A 25039-nucleotide genomic window follows, 5' to 3' on the forward strand; every position below is an offset into this window, starting at 1 on the left:
CGTCGGCCCTACGCGAAATGCGCAGGTCATCTGCCCAACTCGTCCGGCGTGTCGAAGGGGACCCTCTCAGTCACCTCTCAGTCGCTGTGGGCAGACTGGTTACCATGCGCATTCTGGTAGTCGACGACGACCGCGCGGTCCGGGAATCGCTGCGTCGCTCGCTGACCTTCAACGGGTACACCGTCGACCTCGCGGTCGACGGTCTGGACGCCTTGGAGAAGACCGCCAGTCAGCGACCCGACGCCCTCGTCCTGGACGTCATGATGCCCCGGCTCGACGGGCTCGAGGTGTGCCGCCGGCTCCGCAGCACCGGCGACGATCTGCCGATTCTGGTACTCACGGCACGGGATTCGGTCTCCGAACGCGTCGCCGGACTGGACGCCGGCGCCGACGACTACCTACCCAAGCCCTTCGCCCTGGAGGAACTGCTGGCCCGGCTGCGCGCGCTGCTGCGCCGCACCGCCGGCGATCCGGTCGACGCCTTCTCGGAGGCCATGGCCTTCGCCGATCTGTCACTGGATCCGGTCACCCGCGAGGTCACCCGCGGTGAACGCCAGATCAGCCTGACCCGCACCGAGTTCTCGCTGCTGGAAATGCTGATGGCCAACCCCCGTCGTGTGCTCACCCGCAGCCGCATTCTGGAGGAGGTGTGGGGCTACGACTTCCCCACCTCCGGCAATGCGCTCGAGGTGTACATCGGCTATCTGCGCCGCAAGACCGAGGCCGACGGTGAACCGCGTCTCATCCATACCGTGCGCGGCGTCGGCTACGTGCTGCGCGAGACCCCGCCGTAGGAGCCGTGCTCGTGGGAAGAACCGTTCCCCGGCGGCCGGTGGTCGCCGGACTCGGGTCGCGTCCGGAGTCGGCCGAGCTGCGGCCGCCCATGCCGCTGACCCGGTCGGTTTCGCTGCGCTGGCGGGTCACGCTGCTGGCCGCCTCCGTGGTGGCCGTCGCGGTCGCCTTCACCTCGATCGCCGCCTACGCCATGGTGGCGCGCTCGCTGTATGCGGACGTGGATTCGCAACTGCGGGCGCGGGCTTCGGTGATGATCGACAACAACCTCGACAGCCTCGGCTTCCAGTCGCTGGTGTTCGCCGGGCTGTACTCCAGCGATGTCGGCGTCGCCCTGGTCTTCCCGGACCAGTCGCAATATGTGCCCCCGCAGACCACGCTTCCGCCCATCGGCAATCAGGAGCGCGCGGTGGCCCGCGGCGAGATCAGCTTCTCGCTGCGCACCGTCGAGGATCAGCGAGTGCTGGCGCGGCGCACGCACTCCGGATCCACCCTGGTCGTCTCGCAGCGGCTGCAGCCCACCAAGGAGGTCCTGGACCGGCTGGCCTGGCTGCTGTTCGTGGTCGGCGGCTGCGGGGTCGTCGTGGCCGCGGCGGCCGGAACCACCGTGGGCCGCACCGGCTTGCGGCCCATCGCCCGGCTCACCGCGGCCACCGAGCGCATCGCCCGCACCGACGACCTGACCCCCATCCCGGTCACCGGCGACGACGAACTCGCCCGGCTCACCGAGAGTTTCAACACCATGCTGCGGGCCCTGGGCGAATCCCGGGAGCGGCAGCGCCGGTTGGTCGCCGACGCCGGTCATGAGCTGAAGACGCCACTGACCTCTTTGCGCACCAATATGGAACTGCTCATCGCCTCCTCCCGGCCGGGCGCGCCCCGCATCCCGGATGAGGACATGGCCGAACTGCGCTCCGACGTGATGGCCCAGATCGAGGAGTTGTCCACACTGGTCGGCGATCTGGTCGACCTGGCTCGCGAGGACGCGCCCGAGACCGTCTACGAGCAGATCGACCTCGGTGACGTGGCCGAGCGGGCGCTGGAGCGAGTCCGGCGGCGGCGCACCGGGATCGAATTCGATGCCCAGTTGCGCCCCTGGTTCATCTACGGCGACGAACCGGGACTGGAACGCGCACTGCTCAATGTGCTCGACAATGCCGCCAAATGGAGCCCCCACGGCGCCAAGGTCTTCGTCGCCATGCGCGAGAGCGGACGCGGGCTGCTGGAGTTCGCCGTCGACGATGCCGGGCCCGGCATTCCGCCCGCCGAACGGGAGCTGGTGTTCGAACGCTTCTACCGGACCACCGCCTCGCGCTCCATGCCCGGCTCCGGACTCGGGCTGGCCATCGTCAAGCAGGTGGTGACCAAACACGGTGGCACCATCAACATCGATACTTCCGACCGTGGTGGCGCTTTGATCCGTATCGTGCTGCCTGGAGAAGGCGCACCGCCGCTGCCCGACTCGGCGCCGGACTGAGCGCTGGAAAGCTCGGCGAAAAGCAAGCACGGTCTCAGTCCACTCTCAGTCGTTCCCGCCAGGCTTGGCGACGAGACTCGAGGAGAAAACGAGAAATGACCGAGGATTCGAACACCCGGGGCACCGGGCCCGAAGGCGACACCCCGGATACCACCGCCTCCGGCCTGCCCAAGCGCGACCCCGCAGGCTCCGCCACCCCCGAGGCCGGATCCCCGCCTTTCGACGGCTTCGCCGCCTCCGCGGCCCCGCAGCCGCAGCCGGGCGCACCCGCCCCCGGCGGAATGACGCCGCCGGCGCAGCCGGGTCATCCCGCCCCCGCCGGACCGCCCGCGGCCCCCGAAGCGGCCACCCCCGAATCCACGACTCCCGCCGGATTCGGTGCGGTGCAGTCCTTTTCCACTGGCTCCGCGCAGGGGCAGGGCCCCGGCGGCCCGGCCGGACCCCGTCCCGGCGTTGCGGGACAACCGGTTCCGGGTCCCGTACCGGGCTATCCGGGTGCCGGTGGCCCCGCCTACGGCGCAGACCCGGTGACCCAGATCCTGCCCGGCGCGGGTTACGGTGCGCCGCAGGGTGCTCCGGCCTACGGCGCGGCTTTCGGTGGGGCACAGCCCTATTCGGAGCAGTACGGGGCGGGGAAGCATCCGACCGAGCAGATTCCGGTCGGCGTCTACGGGCAGGCGTACGCGGCGTCGGGGGCCGGGTACGCCACCGGACAGCATCCGACACAGGTGATTCCGGGTGCGCCGAGCGGCCCGGGCATGCCGGGTGCGCCGGGGATGCCCTACGCGGGCGCGACCGCGCCCAAGCGGTCCGGGCGCACCGGTCTGGTCGCGGGTGCGGTGGTGCTGGCGCTGCTCAGCGGCGGCATCGGCGGCGCGGTCGGCGCGCTGGCCACCCACCACAGCGACACCCGCTCCACCGTGACCAATGCACTCGACCAGCCGGTCGGCAATGGCAAGACGGCGCCCGCGCCGGACGGTTCGGTGCAGGCGGTGGCGCAGAAGGTGCTGCCCAGCGTGGTCATGATCCGGGTCGCCGGCGCGCGGGCCGAGGGCGAGGGGTCGGGCGTGATCCTGTCCTCGGACGGCCTGATCCTCACCAACAATCACGTGGTCAGCGGCGCGGGCCAGAACGCCAAGATGGATGTGGCCTTCAGTGACGGCTCGACCGCCCCGGCCACCGTGGTGGGCGCGGATTCGGTGTCGGACATCGCGGTCATCCGGGTCACCGGCAAGACCGGTCTCCAGCCGATCGACCTGGGCCAGTCGGCGAACCTGCAGGTCGGCCAGGGCATGGTGGCGATCGGTTCGCCGCTGGGCCTGGCCGGCACGGTGACCAGCGGCATCGTGTCCTCACTCAACCGTCCGGTCTCCACCAGCGGCGAGCCGGGCTCGCAGGGCACCGTCATCGATGCCATCCAGACCGACGCGGCCATCAACCCCGGCAACTCCGGCGGCGCGCTGGTCGATATGAGCGGCAAGCTGATCGGCATCAATACCGCCATCGCGACCATGGGCACCGCCGAGTCGGCGGGCGCGCAGAGCGGCTCCATCGGCCTGGGCTTCGCCATTCCGGTGGACACCGCGCGCCGGGTGGCCGACGAGCTGATCAAGAACGGCAAGGCCACCTACGCCCAGATCGGGGTGACCGTGCGGGCGCAGGACGACGTCAACGGCGCGCGCGTGATGGACGTGTCGCCCGATGGCCCCGCCGCCAAGGCCGGCATTCCGAAGAACGCGATCATCACGAAAATCGACGACCAGATTGTGGATTCGGGCAATTCGCTGATCGCCGGGGTGCGCTCGCACCGGCCCGGCGACAAGGTCAAGGTGACCTACACCGACGACCAGGGCAAGAACCCCAAGACCGTCGAGGTGACCCTCGGCGTGGCAGCTACGGAGGGCGGCCGATGATGATTCACGAGAGCGGTAGAGAACCGACCCCGGCGATTCGCGTCACCGCGGACGGGGGCTGGGAGCTGTTGTCGGACAAGGGCGCTACGGTGAGCACCATGGAAATCGATACCGCTGTGGCGGGCCGTGCTCTTGTCGTGGTCGTCGACGATCGAACCGCCCATGGCGGAGTGGACTCCCTGGGTCCGCTGGTCACCGAACTACTCACCGAGGCCGGGTTCCTGGTGGATGCCTCGGTGTCGGTGCAGGCCGATGAGGTGGAGATCCGCAATGCGCTCAATACCGCGGTGATCGGTGGCGTCGACCTGGTCATCTCGGTCGGCGGCACCGGCATGTCGCCGCGTGACGTCACCCCGGAGGCCACCGAGGAGGTGCTGGACCGGGTGTTGCCCGGCATCAGCGAGGCGCTGCGTTCGTCCGGGCTGGCCTCGGGTTCGCTGGATGCCGGCCTGTCCCGTGGTCTGGCCGGGGTCTCGGGCAGCACGCTGGTGGTGAACCTGCCGGGTTCGCGTGCCGCGATCCGGGACGGCATGGCCACCCTGGGCCCGCTGGCCAGCCGGGTCATCGATGAATTGTCCGGTCTGTCGGAATGACCGACGCCGAGCAGCCTCCAGAGTCATCGGAGACTTCAGGGTCATCCGAGACCTCGGACTCACCCCGTCCGGCCGAGCGCCGGGCGGGGTCTCGTCGTTTGACACCCGCCGAGCGTGCCCGGCTGGCGCGCATCTTCGGTGACGAGCTGCCGTCCACGACCACGGACGAGCGCACTCCCGAGCCCGAATCCGGCCGATCCTCCGATGATTGGCTGCGCTCCCAAGTTCCGCCGCATCACGGCTGAGTCTGCTCCCGTATCACGGTTGAGCCACTCGCGACGTATTCATGTCCGGCTGGATGCCGTCGATGCCGCACGCCTGTTCACGGGCTGACGGCGTCATTCGCCAAAAAATTGCCAAAGCGCTGTTATCTGATTTGATCTTCCCGTTATCAGATTGTTGCCATCTAGTAGCTACTGTGGCTAAGATCTCTCCGTAGTTGCCAAAGCTACGGCTCTAACAGGTTTGGGTAGCGTGCTTGAACGTTGCCTCCGTTGGAATTCTGCGTCGTAGTGGCCTCTTCAGCCTCGGTGGTCGGGGTTGTCCGCAAGAAAACTGATGAGGGAACTATGAGTGAGAACCGGACCGTCGGTCTGCGTCGCGCCGCACGTGTCGCGGGTGTTGCCGCGGCGGCTTCCGTGGCCTTCGGCCTCTTGTCGACCGGCGCCGCCAATGCCGACACCTTCGTGCCGTTGCCGGACGGTCAGAAGGTCGGACCCGGCGTCACCATCACCCGCACCGGCGAGCACGCCGTCATCTCGCCGTCGCTGTCGGCGAACGGCGCGGGCCGTACCGCCTGGCTCTCGGGCAAGGCCGTCGCCGACGTCACCGCCACCCCGGACGGCACCGTCGGCCCGAACAACGGACCCAAGAACGGCCCGGGCTCCGACAACTCATCCACCCACGGTGCGTCGCAGATCAACACCGGCTACCTCATCGGCTGCCAGGTGAACATCTCCGACAGCGCCGTCTCGGCCGGCGTCTCCGGTGGCGTGAGCCTGACCGGCGCGAACGCGGGCGGCTCCATCGGTCTGAACCTCGGCCCCGGTCAGGTCACCTTCGTTCAGGTCAATTCCAAGGACATCCTGAAGCCGGGTACCTACTCGATCGACTACCAGGATGTGCCGGTCGACGTGCAGGGCTGCGCGGGCTATGCCCAGGCGCGCGCCTACACCGTGGTCGAGATCATCGGCGACAACTACTCGAAGACCACCCTCTACGGGCAGCCGTTCAGCCTCGGCTGACGTGTGGTCGACCACCCGATTCATTTCTCGCGTAAGCGAATTCGACCCCAGAGGGATTTCATTATGAACGTTCGCAAGACCTTGGCGCGGGCCGCCGGCGTCGGCGTTGTCGCCACCGCCGCCCTGGGCCTGTTCTCGACCGGCGCTGCCAATGCCGACACCTTTGTGCCGCTGCCGGGCGGCTCGATCACCGAGACCATGGACGACGGCACCGTCGTGACCATCACCATGACCGGCGAGTCCGCCAACATCAACCCGTCCATGGGCGCCACCCCGCTGCACCGCAATGCCTGGGTCTCCGGCAGCGCGCAGGTGCAGCTGTCCGGCACCAATGGCAGTGTCGGCGGCAAGATCGTGCCCGGTTACGTGGTCGGCTGCCAGGTTAATATCGCCGGTGGCGGCGCCAACGGCGGCACCAGCGCGGGCGCCAACTACAACGGTTCCAGCCCGACCGCAGGCGCCAATGTCGGCGGCAACCTGACCCTGGGCCCCGGCCAGTCGAAGGCGTTCTACCTGCTCGATCAGGAAGCGCCGGACGACTACGGCCAGGAGGCGCACTACGTGCGCAACAAGTTCAAGGGCAACTCCGGCTCGGTGACGTGGTCCGACGAGACCATCAACCTGAGCGGCTGTGCCGGCTACGCCCAGGCGCGCTCGTTCGTCGCGGTCCAGGTCGAGACCGACAACGTCATCACCGCCTACACGCTGTGGGGTCAGCCCTTCAGTCTCGGCTGAGTCAGTTTCCCTCCAGCGGAATCCCAAGGGGCCCGGTGCATATCGCACCGGGCCCCTTTTGCTATCCGCTATTTTCTCGACATACCTGCGGGTTTGTGTTGGCGAGTGGTCGATCCTGTTCGCTCACGTCTCAGAGCTCACTCGTGTGATGTAAAGTGCCCTGCGTCGCTACGCCAAAAGAATTTGTGGCCAGTAACACGGCGGCAACAATGTGGCGACAAACTCAACCGGGGATTCGAAAGGGTCCCATTTCAACCTCGGTGGTCGAGGTTGAACTGCTTGAAACCTGATGAGGGGAAGTATGAGCGAGAACCGCACCCACGGTGTGCGTACCGCGGCCCGCTTCGCGGGCGTCGGCGCGGCTGCAGCCGTGGCCATCGGCCTTTTTTCCACTGGTGCCGCTAATGCCGACACCTTCGTGCCGTTGCCGGACGGCCAGAAGGTGAACCCGGCGGGCACCGTCACCATCACCCGGACGGGCGAGCACGCCATCGTGTCGCCGTCACTCGCAGCCAACGGTGCCGGCCGTGTGGTGTGGGTGAGCGGCGCCGCCACCGCGGTGATCGATACGCCGGACGGCACCGTCGGTCCGAACAACGGCCCGGTCGGCGGCCCCGGCTCGAACAATTCGTCCACGCACGGCACTTCGCAGATCAACACCGGCTACATCGTCGGCTGCCAGATCTCCATCGGCGAGGACGCCATCTCGGCGGGTATCTCCGGCAACGTGAGCCTCAACAGCGCGGGTGTCGGCGGATCGATCGGCGTCAACCTCGGCCCCGGCCAGGTGGCGTTCGTGCAGATCGACTCCAAGGACGTGCCGAAGTCCGGCACCTACTCCGTGGAGTACCGGGATGCCGAGATCCAGATCCAGGGTTGCGCGGGTTACGCCCAGGCGCGTGCGTACACGGTCGTCGAGGTCATTGGCGACAACTACTCCAAGACCACTCTCTACGGCCAGCCGTTCAGCATCGGCTAGTGGTCCCCGCCCGCCAACTCCTTTCTCGCGTAAGCGAATTCAATCTTTGAGGGACAACAAGATATGAACATCCGTAAGACCGCGGCGCGGGTGGCCGGTGCCGGTGCCGTCGCCACCGCTGCCCTTGGCCTCTTTTCCACCGGTGCGGCCAATGCCGACACCTTCGTGCCGCTGCCGGGCGGCGAAATCACCCAGACCCTGTCCGATGGCACCGTTGTCACGGTGAAGCTGGTCGGCGAGTCCGCCAACATCAGCCCGTCGATGGGTGCCACCGCCGTGCACCGCAACGCCTGGGTCTCGGCCTCGGCGCAGGTCCACATCGACGGTGACACGACCGCCACCGGCGGAAAGATCTACCCGGGTTACGTCGTGGGTTGCCAGGTCACCATCGATGGCGGCAATGTCAACGGTGGTGCGACCGGCGGTGCCAGCTGGGACAACTCCGGCAATGTCACCCCGCAGGCCGGCGTCAACTCCGGCGCCAACCTGACCCTGGGTCCGGGCCAGGCCAAGTCGTTCTACATCCTCGACGAGGAAATGCCGGACGACTACGGCAAGGAAGTCCACAAGACCCGCAACAAGTTCAATGGCAACGACGGTTCGGTGACCTGGTCGGACGAGACCATCGGCCTGAACGGCTGTGCCGGTTACGCCCAGGCGCGCTCCTTCGTGAGCGTCGAGGTCGAGACCGACAACGTCATCAGCTGGGTCACCCTGTGGGGCCAGCCCTTCAGCCTGGGGTAAAACCCGTCAGCTGGTAAAGGGCAACGGGCTCGGCGCTTTTCGCGCCGGGCCCGTTCGCCGTATCCCCGCTTGGATATTGCTTTGTCCCCCTTCAGATCTCGTGCTTGCCCCCGGTGCTGCGCGCGGCGAGCAGGTCCCGGATCTCGGTCAGCAGTTCGGTGTCGGTGATCGAGTTCTCCGCGGTGCCCCACAGCTTCTTGGCCCTGCTGTACGGGAGCACGATGACGAAGTAGAGCAGTGCCGCGATGATCACGAAGTTGATGGCCGCGGTGATGATCGGGCCGACGGCCACATAGGTCGCCGGCTTGTCCGCCACCAGCTGGAAGCCCAGGCCGAGCTGGCTGGTGCCGCCGAACACGGCGAGCAACGGCGTGATGATGCCGTCGCTGAACGAGGTGACGATGGCGACGAAGGCGGTACCCATGATCACGGCCACCGCCAGGTCGATGACATTGCCGCGCATCAGAAAATCCTTGAAGCCCTTGAGCATTGCGGAAGCTCCTCTACCTGAGGGATCGAACGCAGAGTAATGGGGGTATACGGGATGCTAGTTCACACGCGGGCCGGTTCAGTGGAACACGACGGTGAGTGCCGTGCGCAGTGAGGCCGCGGCCACCGCGGCGGCCCGCCGGGAATCCAATGCCACCAGCACGATCCGATCGGTGCGCCCGCGCGAGTTCTCCGTTCCCGACACCAGCACCACGGCCGCGTCGGCGGCGAGCAGCCGCGCGGGCCGCCCGCCCCCGCCCGAGTCCTCACCCGCCACCACGTCCACCCGGTCCCCGGCCCGCAGGATTTCGGCAACGGCATTGTCCGCCAGGCGAATCGGGACGATGCGCGCATCGGCGGATTGCGCCGCCACCGCCGCCAGCCGCGGCCCGACCACCCGGACCTCGGTGACGATCTCACCAGCCGCCAGCGCGCCCGCCAGGGTGGCCCCGCGCAGCCGTGCGGCCTCCCGCACGGCGCCGGCGGGCAGGGTCGCCGTCTCCCGCGCCGCGACCCGCACATCGCCGTCGCTCAGCACCTGTCCGGGGGGCAGATCCCGGGTGGCGACCAGGACCGGGGTGTGCCCGGCCGCGGGGTCGGCGCGTACGGCCAGAAACCCCGCCAGAACGAGCAGCGCGACCGCCCCGGCCCGCCGCGGTAGCACCGAGTCCGCCCAGATCAGGCGGCTACGGAACTCCTGCAGGATGGCTCGATACGGTCGCGTCATGCGGGGCAGCGTACGGTCGCCCCGGTACCGACAGGCCCGGGCGGAACCCGGGCTGTGGATAACGAAAAGCCTGTGGAGAAACTCGGATCAGGCGGCGGAGGTGCTGGTGCCGCTGGTCGACGAGGTCGAGGTCGAGGAGCTCGACGCCGTGGAGCTGGAGCTGCTGCTGTCCGAGGAGGTGGACGAGGACTTGGCCGGCTCGGAGGAGGTCGATCCGTTGCGGCTGTCGGTGCGGTAGAACCCGCTGCCCTTGAAGACGATGCCGACCGAGTTGAACAGCTTGCGGAGCTTGCCGTTGCACTGGTCGCAGGTGGTCAGTGCGTCATCGGAGAAGGACTGCACGATGTCGAACTTGTTGTCGCACTCGGTGCATGCATACGAGTAAGTAGGCATCGGGAAACCTCCACGCTCTTCGTCGAATTAGCACTCTACAGCTGGCAGTGCCAACGCTGCCAATCGGGTATCAATTCCCGATCCGATCTTCGAGCCGCCGCAGCCCCCCGAACGGGGTCAGTGCCCACCCCATTCGGTGGTCGTGCGACTCCTCCGGCAAACGGTCGACGAGTTCGTCGTCGCGGACCACCGCGATCAATCGCACGTCGGTGCGGCAGGCGCTCAGACTTCGATCGTAATAACCGGCCCCGCGGCCCAATCGAACCCCGCGCCGGTCCACCGCCAATGCCGGAACGAGAATCGCCGCGGCCTTCGCGATCCCATTCGCGACCGGCGCGCCTTCGGGTTCCCGGAGTCCGAAGCGCCCGCGTCGCAGCTCCTCCGGTCCGGTGTACTCGGCCCATTCCAGCGGCCCGGGTTCGCCGGTGACCGGCAGCAGCACCCGAGCTCCGGCGGACCGGAGTGCGTCGAGCATGGCGAGTGAGCCGGGCTCCCCGCCGACGGGCACGTAGGCGCACACCCACTCCGCATCGGCGAGCGCCCCGGCCGCCGTGGCCAGAGCCGCCGCCTCGCGCTCCCGGTCGGCGGCGGGCAGCGCCTTGCGCCGCGCGAGGATCTCCTCGCGCCAGGCGCGCTTGTCCCGCTCGTCGGTCACGCTTCCACCCTAGGACGGGTGGTTCAGCGGTCCGAGCGCGGCCGGGTGAGGGTGAAGGTGTCGACGGCCTTCAGGTCGCTGGTCGGCCCGGTGAGGGCGTAGTAGGTGCCGGTGATGGTGGTGTGGCCGCCCGGCTGACCCGGGTCCACGTCGAAAGCGCAGAAACCGTAAGGGTGTTCGGCGTCCTTGAAGGCCGACCAGGCCGCGTCCTCGAGGACGTACACCGGCGCCTTCTTGCCGGTGGCCGGATCGACCTCACCGACCGCGGTGATGACCCGGCACTTGTCGCCCGGGAAGAACAGCTGATTCGACGGCGAGGAGGTGCCACCGCCGCCGATCACCAGGTGCACGGTGCCCTTGCTGGTGTCGACGACGTCCTTGCGGGTGTCGGCGGGCCTGGGGGTCAGTGTCTCGGACCCGGTCACCCCGCGCACGGGATGCGAACGCTCGTAATGGTGTTCGTGCCCGCACAGCACCAGGTCGACCTGGTATTTGTCGAACAGCGGCAGCCAGTCCTGCCGGACGCCCAGGTCCGCGCCGTTGAACTTGTCGGCCGAGGAGATGGCGACCTGGTGCATGAACACCACCACCCAGTCGATGCCCTTGTCGGCGCGGGCTCGGGCCAGTTCGCCCTCCAACCAGCGCTTCTGGGCGCCGCCCGAGTAGCCCCTGACGTAGGAGTTGCCGCCGTCCTGCAGGCAGATGTCGTCATTGGCGACGGCGATCACCCGCACGCCGCCGGCGGTGAACGAGTACCAGAGGCCCTTGGCGTGGTCCTCGCTGCCGGAGTCCGGGACGGTGAAATAGGTCTGGAACGCCTGGTATCCGATGGGTCCGTTGCCCAGCTCGTTTTCGTGGTTGCCGGGCGCGGGCATCCAGGGCCGGTAGCGGGCGGAGCGAGAGTTGTTGGCCCACCAGTCGTTCCAGGTGCGGATGCGGTCGGTGGCGATATTGGCGTAGCAGAGGTCGCCGTTGACCAGGTTGAACAGCGGGGCCAGCGATTCCACCGCCGAGGTGACGTCGCCGGCGTACTGGGAGCCGAGGTTGTCGTTGAGGGCCTTGCCGTCGACGATCTTGCCGACGGTGGGGGTGCCCTGGTCGCCGAAGCTGGTGAACCGGAACTTGGCGCGGCCCGCGGGCGCGGTGCGAATGGTGCCGAGTTCGGGCGGCGCGCCGTCGTGCCCGGCGGCGTACACGTAGTCGGTGTCGGGGGAGAGGCCGGTGATCCGGGCGTGGTGGGCCTGAATCTCGATGCCGGACTTGGCATCCCGGTAGGTCCGGGTCTCGGCCCGCACGCTCGTGCCGAAGCCGGCGTCGGCGGTGCCGTAGCGCACGGTGGGCTTGGTGACCGATCCGGTGGTGTGCCAGCTGACCACCACCTCGCGGGTGGCGTCGGATCCGAATTGCAGGTGCAGTCCCGCGACCCGGGGCGCGGCCGCGCGGTCGGGGGTGGTCACCAGTTCGGCCGAGCGCGGCCACGCCTCGGCGTTCGATGCGCTGCCGCGCAGTGCGACCGTTCCGCCGGTGCCGACCGCGAGCCCGGCCAGGCCGGCCACCGCGGACGCCCCGAACAGGCGGCGGCGGCTCAGCCCGCGCGCGGTATCGGGCGAGTTCGCGGCGGATCCGGGCGGATTGTCCGAGGTGGAATCGGGGCTGTGGGAATCCTCACGGTCGGTCATAGGTGTCAGCTAACAACCATCGGGTACGTGAGAGGTCACAGTGCGGCGAATATGAAATGAAATGAACGGGTCGGTCTGCCAGTTCCGCTCCGGTCCGGCGTTCGGTGGGCTCTCGACGCTCTCGCCCCTTAGGCTCTCGGGGATATCGAGGCGGCCCTGGGCCGGTCTCGGGCGTGTGACGGATGGATAGGGTGAATTCATGACAGCTAATGGCGGCGGAGCCGAGTCGTCGAACGGCGGCGCAGCCGAGTCGTGCTTCCGTACCGCGGTGGTTCCCGCGGCGGGGCTCGGCACGAGGTTCCTGCCCGCGACCAAGACGGTGCCCAAGGAGCTGCTGCCGGTGGTCGACACCCCGGGCATCGAATTGGTCGCCGCCGAGGCCGCGGAGTCCGGCGCCAATCGGCTGGTGATCGTGACCTCGCCCGGAAAAGACGGTGTGGTCGCACATTTCGTCGAGGACCTGGTGTTGGAGAGCACCCTGGCCGAGCGCGGCAAGTTCCATCTGCTCGAGAAGGTGCGCAAGGCGCCGGCGCTGCTGGACGTGACCTCGGTGGTGCAGGAGGAGCCGCTGGGCCTGGGTCACGCGGTGGCACAGGCGGAATCGGTGCTCGACGCGGACGAGTCCGCCATCGCCGTGCTGCTGCCCGACGACCTGGTGCTGCCCGGCGGCGTGCTCGAGCTGATGGCCAAGGTGCGCGGCACCTACGGCGGATCGGTGCTGTGCGCCATCGACGTGCCGAAGGAAGAGGTCAGTGCCTACGGCGTTTTCGACGTCGAGGAGCTGCCGGGCGGCCCGCAGGACGTGCTCAAGGTCAACGGCATGGTGGAGAAGCCCGCCATCGCCGACGCCCCCTCCACCTTCACCGCGGCCGGGCGATACCTGTTGGACCGTGCCATCTTCGACGCGCTGCGCCGCATCACCCCCGGCGCGGGCGGTGAGCTGCAACTGACCGACGCCATCGCGCTGCTGATCGCCGAGGGTCACCCCGTACACGTCGTGGTGCATCGTGGGTCGCGACACGATCTGGGGAACCCGGGCGGTTATCTTCGAGCAGCGGTCGATTTCGCTCTGGAACGCGAGGAATACGGTCCCGCCCTGCGGGAGTGGCTCGAGCAGCGACTCGGGTCCGGCTGGAATCCCCAGCTGACCTCGTACGAATAGCCGCAACGGGCAGAAGTGAAGGACAGGCGCCGGGGTCGCGTGGGCGGCCCCGGCGGGCGACACGTCGACGGCGGCGGGCGAGACAACGGAAGGGCGGCATGCGCTCGGTTGAGGATCAGCAGATCAAGGTGACCGCTGCGGCTGTGGCCCCGCGGCCGGTCCGGGTCGCGATCAGCGAGGCCCAGGGACTGCTGTGTGCCGAGGACGTGGTGACCGAGCGTCCACTGCCGGGCTTCGATCAGGCCGCCATCGACGGATACGCCGTGCGCAGTGTGGATGTGGCCGGCGCGGGCGCGAATATCCGTGACGAGGACGGTAATTCGGTGCACCTGAGCCTGCCGGTGGTGGGTGAGGTGGCCGCCGGCTCGCGTCAGCCGATCCGGCTGCAGCCGCGCCAGACCGTGCGCGTGGACACCGGCGCGCCGCTGCCCACCCTCGCCGATGCCGTGCTGCCGCTGGAGAACACCGACGGCGGCCGGGCCCGGGTGAAGGTCTACGAGTCGGTGCGCTCCGGTGACTACGTGCGCCGCATCGGCGACGATGTGCAGCCCGGTGATCTGGCCGTGCGCGCCGGCACCATCATCGGCCCGGCCCAGGTGGGTCTGCTGGCCGCGGTGGGCAAGGACAAGGTGCTGGTGCATCCGCGGCCGCGGCTGTCGGTGCTGTCGGTCGGCGGCGAGCTGGTCGACATCGACCGCACCCCCGGTCCGGGTCAGGTCTACGACGTGAACTCCTACGCGCTGGCCGCCGCCGCGCGCGACGCGGGCGCGGACGTGAACCGGGTCGGCATCGTGAGCGCCGATCCCAAGCGGCTGCGAGATGTGGTGGAGGGCCAGCTGGTTCGCTCCGAGGTTGTCGTGATCGCGGGCGCGGTCGGCGGCTGGGCGTCGGAACAGGTGCGCGAGGCCCTCGAGGGCCTGGGCGAGCTGGAGATCACCCGGGTGGGCATGCACCCGGGCTCGGTACAGGGTTTCGGCCTGCTTGGCCGCGACGAGGTGCCGACCTTCCTGCTGCCGTCGAATCCGGTTGGCGCGCTGGTGGTTTTCGAGGTCATGGTGCGTCCGCTCATCCGGATCGCGCTGGGCCGCCGCCATCCCATGCGGCGCATGGTGCGGGCGCGCACCATCCTGCCGATCGCCTCGATTCCGGGCCGGCGCGGGTACCTGCGCGCGCAGCTCATGCGCGACGAGCAGACCGGCGACTACCTGGTGCAGCCGCTGGGCGGCCCGAACGGCGCATCCTCGCATCTGCTGGCGACCATGGCGGAGGCCAACAGCCTCATCGTGATCGATCCCGAGGTCACCGAGGTGCGCACCGGTGACGAGGTGCAGGTCGCGTTCCTTGCGCAGCGAGGGTGAGGCCCGACATGATCGGTCAGGGCCCGGAGCCGCCGCTCCACCACCCTGTGCTTGCGAGCGTAATCATGGAGGGCCCCCGGGCATGTCGAATGGGCACAGCGTGAATGTCTTCCGGACCGCCCAGCATCCGGGCTGGCCGGCGCATCTGGGGCCGGTGCGGGTCGCCGCGGGCCTCGTCACCCTGCGTCCGATCCGTTTGCGTGATGCCTCCGCCTGGAGCCGGATTCGCATCCGGGACAGGGACTATCTGGAGAAGTGGGAGCCGACCGGTCGTGGCCCGTGGGAGGCGCGCAACCACTCGAGCAACTGGCCCGCATTGTGGTCGGCGCTGAAGGCGGAGGCCCGGCGCGGCGCCATGATCCCGTTCGTCATCGAGGTCGACGGCGTGTTCAGCGGGCAGCTCACCGTGGGCAATATCGTGCGCGGCGCATTGCGTTCGGCGTGGATCGGCTACTGGGTGTCGAGCGAGCTGAGCGGGCAGGGCGTGGCCACCGGCGCGCTGGCGCTGGGGCTGGACCACTGCTTCGGTGAGGTGGGCCTGCATCGGGTGGAGGCCACGGTGCGGCCGGAAAACCTTGCCAGCCAGGCGGTTCTGCGCAATGTCGGCTTCCGCGAGGAGGGCCTGCTGGAGCGCTATCTGGATGTCGACGGGGCCTGGCGCGATCACCTGCTGGTCGGCATGACGGTCGAAGAGGTCTCAGGGACGGTGGTGGACAGGCTGATTCGCGCCGGACGCGCCGCCAGAGCCTGATAACTCGCTGTGTATTTCGGCGGCCCGATTGCCGCCTCTGCCTGCGCCTCACCAGAATTGCCCCTCGAAATCGGGTTTCCGGGGCCGGACCCGGAGAACGACCGAGGGGTTGGCTGTTACTAGTGTTACTTGTGTGGTCGGCGCGCCTGTGGGGAATTACCTCGGTGTGGAATTAACCTACGGACGTCGGTGGCGCGTCTGTTCTCCCACCGGTAGGCGTTGCGGTGCACGTCGAAGGGACTATGAGCTGGGCGGGACGGAGGTGTGACAGCAATGCCGAATTCGATCTTGTGGATCGGTTTGGTGGTGCTCTGGGTCTTCGTCCTGTTTCCGATGCTGGCCAACCGTCATCCCCGTATCCGGCAACACACCGACGCCGCGCTCTCCACGCGGGTCCTGCATCGCGGCGGTGCCGAACAGCGCACCAGGAAAGGTCCGGCGACCGGACATGACACCGACCCGGACTACGTGCCGGTTCGCAGGAAGCTTCACCCGAGCGAGGATCCGGAGGATCGGATGACCAGATCGGACGACGCCGCTGCATCGGACGAGAAGGAAGTCGACACCGAGGCTGCGCCCATCGCCGAAGCGCAGACGCCGCCCGCCGAAGCGCCCGAGCCCGAAGGGGATTCGGCCGACGTCGTCGAAGCGGCGGATATCGCGGCCGAATCCGAGTCCGAGCCCGCCGAGTCCGAGACGGTCGCCGAAACCGCCACGGCCGCAGGTGAATCCGAGAACGATGAGGCGGTGGCAGACGACGCCGACCGCAAGGCCGAGCGCGAAGAACGGCAGGAGGCGCCCCAGCGCGCCCGCACCCCCGCGCTGCGCGAGCCCGATCCGGCCCCGGAACCGGAGCCCGAATTCGAGGACGAGGACCCGGATTTCGTGCCGTCCCGCCGCGGCCGCGGCGGCTTCGATCCCGAGGCCGACGCCGCCGCCCGGGCGGCCCGCTACACCTTCCGCCAGCGCGCCGTGCTGGGCCTGGCGCTGGCCACCCTGATCCTGGCCGCCGCCGGTCTCGCCGTCTCGGCGGTGCTGTGGTGGCTGTGCGCCCTGTCCGGCACGGTCCTGGTGACGTACCTGGGTTACCTACGCAGACAGGTCCGCATCGAGGAGGACATCCGCCGCCGCCGCGCTGCCCGCCTGGCCCGCAAGGGCGCCGAGGACGGCGAGGGCGAGGAGGAGTCGCGCCGCCGCGAACACCCGCGCCCGGATCGCGAGCAGACCCGCACCCAGCTGCGCCGGGCGGTCCTGGTCGAATCCGATGACGAGGACCCGCTGTTCGAGCACCTGGAGCTGTTCGACGCCGCGGCCGCCCGCGCCACCCGCCAGCGCGCCGCCGGCGCCCGCGAACGCCGCGCGGTGGGCGAGTAGACCTACCGGACACAGTGCGAGGGCTCCCCGAGAGATCGGGGAGCCCTTTCGCTGTGCGGGCAAAGTCCACGTTAATAGGTTATTGCTATTTCAGAAAGATTCTATTCCTATCGAATCCACGGTTGCGATCGTGGACATCGAAAAGGCCCGGCACTCGGCCGGGCCTTTTCGGCGATACGGAGTAACGCTATTCGGAGTCGGGCATTCGCCCGGCAACCGGAATCTGGCGCTCGATGAGTTCGGCCAGCGTCCGCAGTTTGGCCGCGAATTCGCGGGCCGCGACCGGATGGTCGGTGGACCCCTTGACCACCTTCTGGGTGAGCGCGGCGATCCGTGACTCCACCGAGCTGAACGGGTCGGGCGTCTGCGTCTGCTCCTCGACGAGGTCGCCGCGCAGCCACGCCCGCAGCCGCTGCACCACCGTGCCCTCGTCGTAGTCGTCGGGCAGCACCGCGACCGCTTCGCGCAGTTTGCCCGCGGTGACCTTCACGTCGGCGGCCAGCGTGGTGTAGACCGTCACCGCCGCGTCCTCGCCATGGGCCGCGGCCACCGGCAGCAACTCGCGTATCTGTCCCTCGTTGATGGCGGGCGCGAGCGGGTGTAGCCGTGCGGCCAGCGGCCAGGCCCGGATCAGCTTGTGCGCGTAGGACCGCTGCATGTCCCACCGCTTCTCGACGTACTCGTCGAAGGTGGCGTGATCGGCGCGGTAGAGCCGCCCGTCGCGCACGATCTGCAGGGCGCGCCCGGCGGTCCAGAAGGCCACCCGCAGCGCGTCGATGGAGGACTCGCAGAGCTCGAGCTGATCGAATTCGGTCCGGCTGAGCGGTCCCTCACCACCCGCACTGGGCAGTGGGAGATCGAGCACGCTGGGCGCGGGCTCGATTTCCGCCGGGGTGACCGCCCGGGCCTGCGCCGGTTCGGACGGTGCCGAAGCGGCCGGCGCGGCAACCGGTTCGGGTGCGGCCGCTACGGGCTCGGGTGCCGTCGCCACAGGTCCGGGCTTTCCCGGCGCTGGTGCGTCCGTCGCCCGAGCCTGTCTCGACTGCGCTGGTTCCGGTGCGTATATCGCCGAGTCCGCCTCCGGTGGCGCGGGTTTGGCCGGTGCCATGAGCACCGTGGTCGCGGCCTGGGACAGCTTCGGGGTGCGCGGCCATTTGGCGTCGCGCAGCGGTGAGACCGGGGGAGTGTGCTCGGCCTCGTCGGCGAGCGGGTTGCGGCCCAGGCCCCCGCCGATGGAACTCTTGCGGCGCTGGGGCGGCATCAGGCCGACACCTCCACCGGAATGCGAGCGGACTGCGCGGCCTCCAGATAGGGCCGGATCAATTCGTCACCGACGGCGCGGTATTCGCCGAGGTCCTCGATCGGATTCTCGGCGCCGTCGCCGACCTCACCGTCGGCGGCTTCGCGGTACCATTTCCAGGCGCTCACATAGGATTCGAATACGTCGTATCCGGCGTCCTGCAGATTGCCGCGCTGTGTGCGGTATTCGGTGGAGACATTGACGCCGTTCTTCATGGTGACCGGCACCTTGGTCATGAGCACCCGTACCCGGATGGCCTTTTCGTATTCGGCGGCCGCCTCTTCCGCGGCGCGATAGGTACTGGGCACTCGTTTGACCTCCGACGGGCTGACGCTGGTGACGAGAACGAGCTCATCGCTCACCGGGACGGCGGCCTTGAAGATGTCGGCCGATTCGCCGCCGGCGTCGACGAGGATCACGTCGTAGTTCGCGGAATTGTCGGTGATGCAGTCGTTCACGTGACGGGACGGGAAGGCGAGCAATTCGAAGGGAATGCCGACCTCGGCCCGCTGTAGCCGCCGATACCAGGAATAACCGGTCTGGCTGAGCGGGTCGGCGTCGATCACGAGCACCCGAAGTTCGTGCACCGTAGCGAAATACGAGGCGAGGAAGAAGGCAGAGGTCGTTTTACCCACGCCGCCTTTGAGATTCCCCAGTGTGACAACCAGGGGTTCGGGAAGATTCGGTAGCGCACCGGATTTGGTCATCGATCATCCTCCTGATGATGGGGAGGGCTGTTTTTCCGTCGATCAGTCTCACACGGTCGCGCGTCCAGGCCTGTGAAGGCTCGCGCGATGTCGTCGAATTCGATGAAAATCGGCTGTGTCCAATTGGACTCAGCCGTCAATGTTTACTGTTTCGTTATCGATAACACGCATGTCACTTGTTGCACCCTCTGCACTTCCGGCGAAATATGCACTCTCGGATCGGCTGCAGGACCGAAGAGTTCGCGTGTGATGGACGGATACCGAATAGCTTTCACGGCTTGATCGGAGGACGACCGCTCATGGAAACCAACGGTGATAGACAGAAGGTTCGAGTTCTACCGCGCCTGAGCCAGCGGACCCTGGTGACAGGAGTCCTCGGCGCGGCAGCCGTCGGAGCAGCCCTGCTGTTCACAGCGGGCCAGGCGCAGGCGGCGCCGGTCTCGGTCCCCGGTATCGGGGAGATCGAGATTCCCACCGAGATCGCGACCCAGTTCGGCCTCGCTTCCGCGCCGAGTGTGGATATCGCGCCGCAGCCCGCGGTCGGCGAGACCTTCGCCGTCGACGGGCCGGATGCCTCGCGCATGGTCGGGATTCCGGGACATATCATTGGCCCCCCGGCCGACCCCGTGCCGGATCAGATTCCGGTCCAGTCGCTTTTGCCCGAGCTGCTGCACCCCGTGGGCCCGGCTCCGGAATCCCGCTTGGTGGTGGTGGCCGGTCTCGGCACCTTCGCGGTGCCCAGCATCCTGCCCCCGCTGGTCGGAATTCCCGGCGTGACCGATCCCGCGGCGGCCCCGACACCGGTGCCCGCTGCCATGCCGAAGAAGACCGTCGGCGAACGTGCCGTCGAGGCGGCCCGCACCAAGCTCGGCGCGAGCTACAGCACGGGCGGTGATGGCCCGGACTCCTTCGACTGCTCGGGTTTGGTGCAGTGGTCGTATCGGGAGGCCGGAGTCGAAGTGCCGCGCACCAGCTATTCGCAGCTGGCCGCCGGAACGCCGGTGTCGGTGGACGATCTGCAGCCGGGTGACCTGGTCTCCTATTACGGCGGCAGCCATTCGGCGCTGTACCTCGGTGACGGAAACGTCATCCACGCCAGCGATTACGGTTCCGGCGTGAAGATCTCACCACTGACCACCATGCCGATGGCCGGAGCCAGACGCTTCTGATCAGGACCAGCCGACCGCGGACGCGCGGCCGAGGAAGTCCGGATACCCGATCCCGCTGGTGCCCGCCCACAATTGCTGGGCAATGATCGGTAGCCGGGTGCGCGGCGGAGCGACGATCTGCTCGGGAGTCAGGGCGGCAGGATCATTGCACCGGAGGAAGAGCATGGAGCCACGCAACGGTGGGCGATCGGAATCGGGCAGCCGCTGCCCGTTCACGAAAAGCCCAGGGTCGCAGACCCATAGCAGTTCCGGCGGAGCGTTGAGGGCCGCGGCCCGTCCGCCGGTCGTGAAGTACGTGGGCGTGAAGTACGTGGGCGCGAAGGCCGCATTGAGGACGGGATGCCCGTCCCGGATGAAGTCGGCGGGTGTGCGACCGCCGGGCAGTCACGGCAGCCCACCGGCGCCGGCCGACCAGTACTGCACCACCAGTTCGGGTTTCGTTGTCAGGATGCCCGGAGGGTCGAAGCCGTCGTTCCGGACCCGCGGCCTCTTGCCGCGCGATTCGACGAGATCCGCGGCCCAGTTGGCGAAGTCGACGATGACGTCGCCGGGTGCCGCTCCCGGGCCGAAAGTTCGTGTGGCATAGTCATTCAGCTCGGGACAGCGCGTGTAGTCCGAGATGTACTCGGTCGGCATCACTTTCAGCGGGATGGTTTACGAGATCCCCGGCGGGTTCGACCCGGACGCCCGGACCGCCGCGCCCTGACCGACCGGTTCGGTCAGCAGCCCGACGATCATGGCGATGATGCTGTCCCGGGCATCGGCGCGCTCGGTCGCGGTGGGCAGGTCCTGGCGCTCGTAGTCGGCGAGCAGGGCGAACATGACGGTGGTCATGGCCTGCAGCCGGTACCGGCGTTGCGCCGGCGTGAGTTCGGGCATGGCGCGGTAGAGCCGCGCCACCAGGACTCGTGTTGCGGCCCAGCGTTTCTCGTGCAGGTTCGGTCCGGTCACGGCGGGATGTGCGCGCGCCTGCTCGAGGAATCGCGCGTAGTGCGTCGACCCCTCGGCGTAGGGCACGTCGAACATGGGCCGCACCAGAATGGCGACCAGCGCGGCCACGCTGTCCGGTGCGCCGGTGGCCTCGTGTTCGGCCAGCAGTGCGGTGCGCCGGGATTCCAGTGCCGGTTGATGCCGTTCGATGATGGCCGCGATGAGCCCGTCCCGGGAACCGAAGTGGTAGTGCACCGCGGAGTTGTTGCGCTGTCCCGCCGCCACCGCGATATCGCGCAGGGCCACGTCCGGTCCGCGTTCGGCGATGGTGCGCTCACCGGCGAGCAGGATCAGCTCGCGCGCGTCAGGACTGTTCACCGGGGTCACTATAGGGCCGGGCCCGGCTGGAGCGATTCCCCGGTTCGCCGCGAAACGGTACTATCGTGCCCCTTCGGCATGTACCGGCCCGTACCGGGCGGACGCAGGCAGAGATGACGGTGGTGATGATCGATGACGCGACGGGATTTCCGGTCGCGCCGGGCCACCGTGGACCTCGCGCTGGTGGTGCCGCTGAGCGGTCCCGCGGGTATCTTCGGGCCGTCCTGTGAGGCCTGTGCGACGCTCGCCGTGGAAGACATCAATGCCGTCGGCGGCATTCTGGGCCGGCCGGTCCGGCTGCACACGGTGGACGCCGGTGCGCCGCTGCCGGTGCTGGCCGCGCAGATCGACCGGATGGTGAGCCTGGGCATTATCGACGGGGTGGTCGGCTGGCACCTGTCCAATGCCCGCAAGGTGATCACGCCGCACACCGCGGGGCGGGTGCCCTACGTCTACACCACTTTCTACGAGGGCGGCGAGGATTCCGACGGCGTCTACATGGTGGGGGAGACGCCCGACCAGCAGCTGTTCCCCGCGCTGCGCTGGTTCCGCTCCGAACTGGGGGTGCGACGCTGGTGCGTCGTCGGCAACGACTACGTGTGGCCGCGTGAGACTGCTATGGCCACTTGGGAATTCGCGCGCGGTACCGATATCGAGGTGGTCGGCGAGGTGTTCCTCCCGCTGGGCGGCCGCGATTTCACCGCCGCCCTGAACCTGATCCGGCGCTCGCCCGCGCAGGGAGTGCTGGTGTTCATGGTGGGCGCGGACTGCGCGGCCTTCAACCGGGCGTTCGCGGCGGCGGGGCTGGACGACGGGCGGCTACGGCTGAGCATGATGATCGGTGAGGACGTGCTGTACGCGGGCGGTCCGGACTGCGCGCGCGGATTGTTCACGGCCTGTGGCTATTTCGAGAGTCTGGTGTCGCGCGAGGGCATGGCGTTCGGTGGCCGCTACATGGCCCGCTTCGGGCCGCTGGCCCCGGCGCTGAACAATATCGGCGAATCCTGCTACGAGGGCCTGCTGCTGTTCGCCTCGCTGGCGGAGGCGGCGCGCAGCCTGGATGTGCGGGTCATCGAGCGCGGGGCGGCGCGGGTGAGTTACGGGGGTCCGCGCGGCGAGGTGCGGGTGCGCGGGGCGCACACGACGCAGCCGGTGTACCTGGCGGGGGCGGATGTCATGGACTTCAGCGTGATCGCCGATCTGACCGGGCGCTGAATCGGCTGTCCTCGTCCGCCGTTCGCCCCCGGGGGGCTCGTTCGAATGCGGGCGAACGCTACGTTGCGTTCACAATTACGGCAATGAGGGAATGCCGTCGTGACCAGGAGAACGACTGTGTGACAAGGGAATTCGCGTCTCGGCGCGACCGTATCCCAGGCCGGTTCCGCAGGCCGTGTGTTGCAATAGGGTGAGTCGCGCCGCCTCGGCGGCATCTGATGAAGGAGCCGCTCCGATGCCCGGAGGAAGACTCAGCCAGGAGGATCGCCGTCTCATCGCCGCGGGGCTGACCCATGGGCTCGGCTATGCCGAGATCGCCCGCCGCCTCGAACGGCCGACGTCCACCGTGAGCCGCGAGGTGACCCGCAATGGCGGGCCCGGCCGCTATCGCGCCGATCTGGCGCAGGCCGCCACGGCGGTGCGCTCACGCCGTCGCGCACCCCGGCCCATCGAAAAGCCCGCTGCCGTCGACGAATACGGCCGCGATGCGGCGTTGCTGGACGATTTCAGTGCCCAGTTCGCTGCGCTGTTCGCCCGGTCCGGCATGCCGCGCATGGCGTCGGCGGTGCTGGCCCGCCTGTACGCCGTGGACTCGGGCAGCCTCACCGCCGCCGAGCTGGTGGCCCGGCTGCGGGTGAGTCCCGCCACGGTGTCCGCGGCCGTGGGTTACCTGCGGGAGCAGGCGCTGATCCGGCGGGACCGAGATCCGGGCAGTCGTCGCGACCGCTATGTGATCGACGAATCTGCCTGGTACCGAGCAACTCTCGCGGGCGCGCGCACCAACGAGCGACTGGCCGCCACGGCGCGTGGCGGCGCCGGCGCGCTGGGTTCGGCCACGCCCGCCGGGGTGCGGCTGCTGGGCATGAGCGAGTATCTCGAGCGGGTGGGCCTGGATATGGTCCGCTCCGCCGAACGCTGGCGCGCACACCTGGCCGGGTGATCCGCAATCGAGGTCTGCTCGTTGAGCCGCAATCGAACCCGGCTCGGCGGCGGGCCTAGAGCGCGGGCGCTCCGGGTGGTGAGCCGCGAAATGGATTCGCGACGGCAATTCCCGGGAATCTGCGGTGAATGCGATCCACATACCGGCGCACCGTGGAGAGTTCGGCACTGATCGACTGCCGAGCTTCGGGGGTGGGTGCGGTCTGCAATCGCCGGGTCAGTTTGACTACATGCCTTTCCAATTCGTCCAGGAAGATGCGGGCCTGAGCTAACTCGGGATCCTCGCCGGCGTCGGGATTGTCGAATCCCCTGTACTGCATATCGCGGAAGTATTCCACGCAGCCGGGCTCGCCGTCGCGCAAATGGATTGCGTCTAGGCAGAATTCGCCGCGCGCAGGAATGCGTGCGCCGCATCGAATACCCCGGCGGGGTCTTCGAGCTGCGGCCAGTGCCCAATCCGGTCCAGGCTCACCACATCCGGGTCGGCCACCAGTTCGCGGTAGCGGGCCACCATGTGCGCACCGGAGTTCGGGTCGAGCGGGCCGTTGATCAGCCGCATCGGAATCTCCTTGCGCAGCAGCGGTTCGACCCAGCGGTCGCGGTAGGTGGTGCGCTCGGCCACGAAGCGACCGACCAGATGATTGACGAAGCGGCCGTTGCCGTGGAACAGCACCTCCTGCAGCGTCCGCATCTCGTCGTCGGTGGGTTTGGTGTCCGGGCCGAACATCTCGCGCACCGCGGGCGCGATGACCCTGCCGGTCATGAGCGGGCCGGCCAGATGACCGAGCGGGGTGCCCAGCAGTTTCTGCACCAGGCGCGGGCGATACGCCTCCACGAACAGCCCGCCGTTGAGGAACACCACGGCCCGGATGTCGGCCGCCGCGGTGCCGTCGAGGCGGCGGGCCAGCAGCTCCTGCGCGACGCTCACGCCGAGATCGTGTGCCAGCAGCAGGGTTTCGCCGATGCCGAGATGCCGCAGCAGGGCCTCGTGCATATCGGCGTGCTCGAGCACGCTGTAGTGGTGGCGAATGGGCTTGTCGGAGAAGCCCATCCCGAGCATGTCGGGCGCGATGACGTCGTAGTGGGCGGTCAGGTCCGGCCAGACGCGATGCCAGTCGTAGGAGTTGAAGGGGTAGCCGTGGATCAACAGCAGTGTCGGTCCCTTCCCCTCCCGGATGTAGAAGATCCGATGCCTGCCGAAGTCGAAGTAGCTCCCCCGCGACATCCACTCCGTGAGTTCCGCTCGCATTTCCGTCTCCCGCCGGTAGTCGCTGGTATACCGATCGTTCTCATCCTGCCGCATCCTCCGCCGATCCACCACGTGTGCGCACGCGGT

General features: G+C 68.4%; 28 protein-coding genes. 16 read left to right on the forward strand and 12 right to left on the reverse strand.

The window, feature by feature from the left end; all coding sequences use genetic code 11:
- The first annotated feature begins 104 nt into the window (after window positions 1-104).
- From ACIRRA_RS11095 to ACIRRA_RS11135, 9 genes are all read left to right on the forward strand, one after another.
- Window positions 105-794, forward strand: a complete 690-nt coding sequence (locus ACIRRA_RS11095) for a response regulator transcription factor (protein WP_402766135.1) — start codon at window positions 105-107, stop codon at window positions 792-794.
- An 89-nt stretch (window positions 795-883) separates the two neighbouring features.
- Window positions 884-2269, forward strand: a complete 1386-nt coding sequence (locus ACIRRA_RS11100) for an ATP-binding protein (protein WP_402766587.1) — start codon at window positions 884-886, stop codon at window positions 2267-2269.
- Between the two features lie 383 nt (window positions 2270-2652).
- Window positions 2653-4182 carry a S1C family serine protease gene (locus ACIRRA_RS11105; RefSeq protein ID WP_402766589.1) on the forward strand — a complete coding sequence of 510 codons (1530 nt, stop codon included), beginning with the start codon at window positions 2653-2655 and terminating at the stop codon, window positions 4180-4182.
- A gap of 98 nt (window positions 4183-4280) precedes the next feature.
- Entirely contained in the window at window positions 4281-4775 is a 495-nt protein-coding gene (locus ACIRRA_RS11110; RefSeq protein ID WP_354836561.1) for a MogA/MoaB family molybdenum cofactor biosynthesis protein, read from the forward strand.
- A complete protein-coding gene (locus ACIRRA_RS11115; protein WP_402766137.1) occupies window positions 4772-5020 on the forward strand; it encodes a hypothetical protein in 249 nt (82 codons plus the stop codon). Before ACIRRA_RS11110 ends, ACIRRA_RS11115 begins: the two co-directional genes overlap by 4 nt.
- Window positions 5021-5344: 324 nt before the next feature.
- Window positions 5345-6019 (forward strand): MspA family porin, encoded by a 675-nt coding sequence (locus ACIRRA_RS11120; protein ID WP_402766140.1) that lies wholly within the window; start codon window positions 5345-5347, stop codon window positions 6017-6019.
- A gap of 63 nt (window positions 6020-6082) precedes the next feature.
- Window positions 6083-6754, forward strand: coding sequence for an MspA family porin (locus tag ACIRRA_RS11125; RefSeq protein ID WP_402766143.1), 672 nt, complete (start codon window positions 6083-6085; stop codon window positions 6752-6754).
- Between the two features lie 301 nt (window positions 6755-7055).
- Entirely contained in the window at window positions 7056-7733 is a 678-nt protein-coding gene (locus ACIRRA_RS11130) for an MspA family porin (RefSeq protein WP_402766146.1), read from the forward strand.
- Between the two features lie 63 nt (window positions 7734-7796).
- Window positions 7797-8477 carry an MspA family porin gene (locus tag ACIRRA_RS11135; RefSeq protein ID WP_402766148.1) on the forward strand — a complete coding sequence of 227 codons (681 nt, stop codon included), beginning with the start codon at window positions 7797-7799 and terminating at the stop codon, window positions 8475-8477.
- Window positions 8478-8568: 91 nt separating this feature from the next.
- On the opposite strand, the gene mscL is transcribed toward ACIRRA_RS11135, so the two are convergent.
- The 5 genes from mscL to ACIRRA_RS11160 all read right to left on the reverse strand — a co-directional run bounded on the left by mscL (window position 8569) and on the right by ACIRRA_RS11160 (window position 12420).
- Window positions 8569-8967 carry a large conductance mechanosensitive channel protein MscL gene (gene mscL / locus ACIRRA_RS11140; RefSeq protein WP_402766151.1) on the reverse strand — a complete coding sequence of 133 codons (399 nt, stop codon included), beginning with the start codon at window positions 8965-8967 and terminating at the stop codon, window positions 8569-8571.
- Between the two features lie 78 nt (window positions 8968-9045).
- The gene (locus tag ACIRRA_RS11145) at window positions 9046-9693 is read right to left on the reverse strand and encodes an SAF domain-containing protein (protein WP_402766154.1); all 648 of its coding nucleotides are present in this window, start codon (window positions 9691-9693) and stop codon (window positions 9046-9048) included.
- Between the two features lie 87 nt (window positions 9694-9780).
- Complete coding sequence (locus ACIRRA_RS11150) at window positions 9781-10086, reverse strand: FmdB family zinc ribbon protein (RefSeq protein ID WP_402766157.1); 306 nt, start codon at window positions 10084-10086, stop codon at window positions 9781-9783.
- 70 nt (window positions 10087-10156) lie between these two features.
- Complete coding sequence (locus tag ACIRRA_RS11155) at window positions 10157-10741, reverse strand: 5-formyltetrahydrofolate cyclo-ligase (RefSeq protein ID WP_402766160.1); 585 nt, start codon at window positions 10739-10741, stop codon at window positions 10157-10159.
- 23 nt (window positions 10742-10764) lie between these two features.
- Window positions 10765-12420 (reverse strand): fibronectin type III domain-containing protein, encoded by a 1656-nt coding sequence (locus ACIRRA_RS11160; RefSeq protein WP_402766162.1) that lies wholly within the window; start codon window positions 12418-12420, stop codon window positions 10765-10767.
- Window positions 12421-12619: 199 nt separating this feature from the next.
- Between ACIRRA_RS11160 and ACIRRA_RS11165 the strand changes: the two genes are divergently transcribed.
- The 4 genes from ACIRRA_RS11165 (at window position 12620) to glpR (ending at window position 17065) form a co-directional block, all read left to right on the forward strand.
- Window positions 12620-13582 carry a UTP--glucose-1-phosphate uridylyltransferase gene (locus ACIRRA_RS11165; protein ID WP_402766165.1) on the forward strand — a complete coding sequence of 321 codons (963 nt, stop codon included), beginning with the start codon at window positions 12620-12622 and terminating at the stop codon, window positions 13580-13582.
- 98 nt (window positions 13583-13680) lie between these two features.
- Entirely contained in the window at window positions 13681-14940 is a 1260-nt protein-coding gene (gene glp / locus ACIRRA_RS11170; protein ID WP_402766168.1) for a gephyrin-like molybdotransferase Glp, read from the forward strand.
- 82 nt (window positions 14941-15022) lie between these two features.
- Window positions 15023-15691 (forward strand): GNAT family protein, encoded by a 669-nt coding sequence (locus tag ACIRRA_RS11175; RefSeq protein WP_356995434.1) that lies wholly within the window; start codon window positions 15023-15025, stop codon window positions 15689-15691.
- Between the two features lie 273 nt (window positions 15692-15964).
- Window positions 15965-17065 (forward strand): gephyrin-like molybdotransferase receptor GlpR, encoded by a 1101-nt coding sequence (gene glpR, locus ACIRRA_RS11180; RefSeq protein WP_402766171.1) that lies wholly within the window; start codon window positions 15965-15967, stop codon window positions 17063-17065.
- Window positions 17066-17252: 187 nt separating this feature from the next.
- Here glpR and ACIRRA_RS11185 read toward each other — a convergent pair whose 3' ends face one another.
- Both ACIRRA_RS11185 and ACIRRA_RS11190 read right to left on the reverse strand, forming a co-directional pair.
- Window positions 17253-18326, reverse strand: a complete 1074-nt coding sequence (locus tag ACIRRA_RS11185) for a hypothetical protein (protein WP_402766174.1) — start codon at window positions 18324-18326, stop codon at window positions 17253-17255.
- A complete protein-coding gene (locus ACIRRA_RS11190; protein ID WP_356995439.1) occupies window positions 18326-19072 on the reverse strand; it encodes a ParA family protein in 747 nt (248 codons plus the stop codon). Before ACIRRA_RS11190 ends, ACIRRA_RS11185 begins: the two co-directional genes overlap by 1 nt.
- 299 nt (window positions 19073-19371) lie before the next feature.
- On the opposite strand from ACIRRA_RS11190, the gene ACIRRA_RS11195 reads away from it, so the two are divergent.
- Window positions 19372-20241, forward strand: a complete 870-nt coding sequence (locus ACIRRA_RS11195) for a C40 family peptidase (RefSeq protein ID WP_402766177.1) — start codon at window positions 19372-19374, stop codon at window positions 20239-20241.
- Here the strand turns inward: ACIRRA_RS11195 and ACIRRA_RS11200 are convergent, their stop codons facing one another.
- The 3 genes from ACIRRA_RS11200 to ACIRRA_RS11210 form a co-directional block, all read right to left on the reverse strand.
- Window positions 20242-20406: a hypothetical protein gene (locus tag ACIRRA_RS11200; RefSeq protein WP_402766179.1), complete on the reverse strand. Its 165-nt coding sequence runs from the start codon at window positions 20404-20406 to the stop codon at window positions 20242-20244.
- 219 nt (window positions 20407-20625) lie between these two features.
- Complete coding sequence (locus ACIRRA_RS11205; RefSeq protein WP_402766182.1) at window positions 20626-20877, reverse strand: hypothetical protein; 252 nt, start codon at window positions 20875-20877, stop codon at window positions 20626-20628.
- 18 nt (window positions 20878-20895) lie between these two features.
- The gene (locus ACIRRA_RS11210) at window positions 20896-21549 is read right to left on the reverse strand and encodes a TetR family transcriptional regulator (protein WP_402766185.1); all 654 of its coding nucleotides are present in this window, start codon (window positions 21547-21549) and stop codon (window positions 20896-20898) included.
- A 132-nt stretch (window positions 21550-21681) separates the two neighbouring features.
- Here ACIRRA_RS11210 and ACIRRA_RS11215 point away from each other — a divergent pair, with 132 nt between their 5' ends.
- Both ACIRRA_RS11215 and ACIRRA_RS11220 read left to right on the forward strand, forming a co-directional pair.
- Entirely contained in the window at window positions 21682-22764 is a 1083-nt protein-coding gene (locus ACIRRA_RS11215) for a substrate-binding domain-containing protein (protein ID WP_402766188.1), read from the forward strand.
- 235 nt (window positions 22765-22999) lie between these two features.
- Entirely contained in the window at window positions 23000-23704 is a 705-nt protein-coding gene (locus ACIRRA_RS11220; RefSeq protein WP_402766191.1) for a MarR family transcriptional regulator, read from the forward strand.
- A gap of 55 nt (window positions 23705-23759) precedes the next feature.
- Here ACIRRA_RS11220 and ACIRRA_RS11225 read toward each other — a convergent pair whose 3' ends face one another.
- Together ACIRRA_RS11225 and ACIRRA_RS11230 are read right to left on the reverse strand one after the other, a co-directional pair.
- Window positions 23760-24023: a hypothetical protein gene (locus ACIRRA_RS11225; protein WP_356995447.1), complete on the reverse strand. Its 264-nt coding sequence runs from the start codon at window positions 24021-24023 to the stop codon at window positions 23760-23762.
- Between the two features lie 53 nt (window positions 24024-24076).
- Window positions 24077-24952, reverse strand: a complete 876-nt coding sequence (locus ACIRRA_RS11230) for an alpha/beta fold hydrolase (protein WP_402766194.1) — start codon at window positions 24950-24952, stop codon at window positions 24077-24079.
- Window positions 24953-25039 lie beyond the last annotated feature (87 nt).

The sequence above is a fragment of the Nocardia sp. NPDC101769 genome, assembly GCF_044766925.1.
Taxonomy (GTDB): domain Bacteria; phylum Actinomycetota; class Actinomycetes; order Mycobacteriales; family Mycobacteriaceae; genus Nocardia.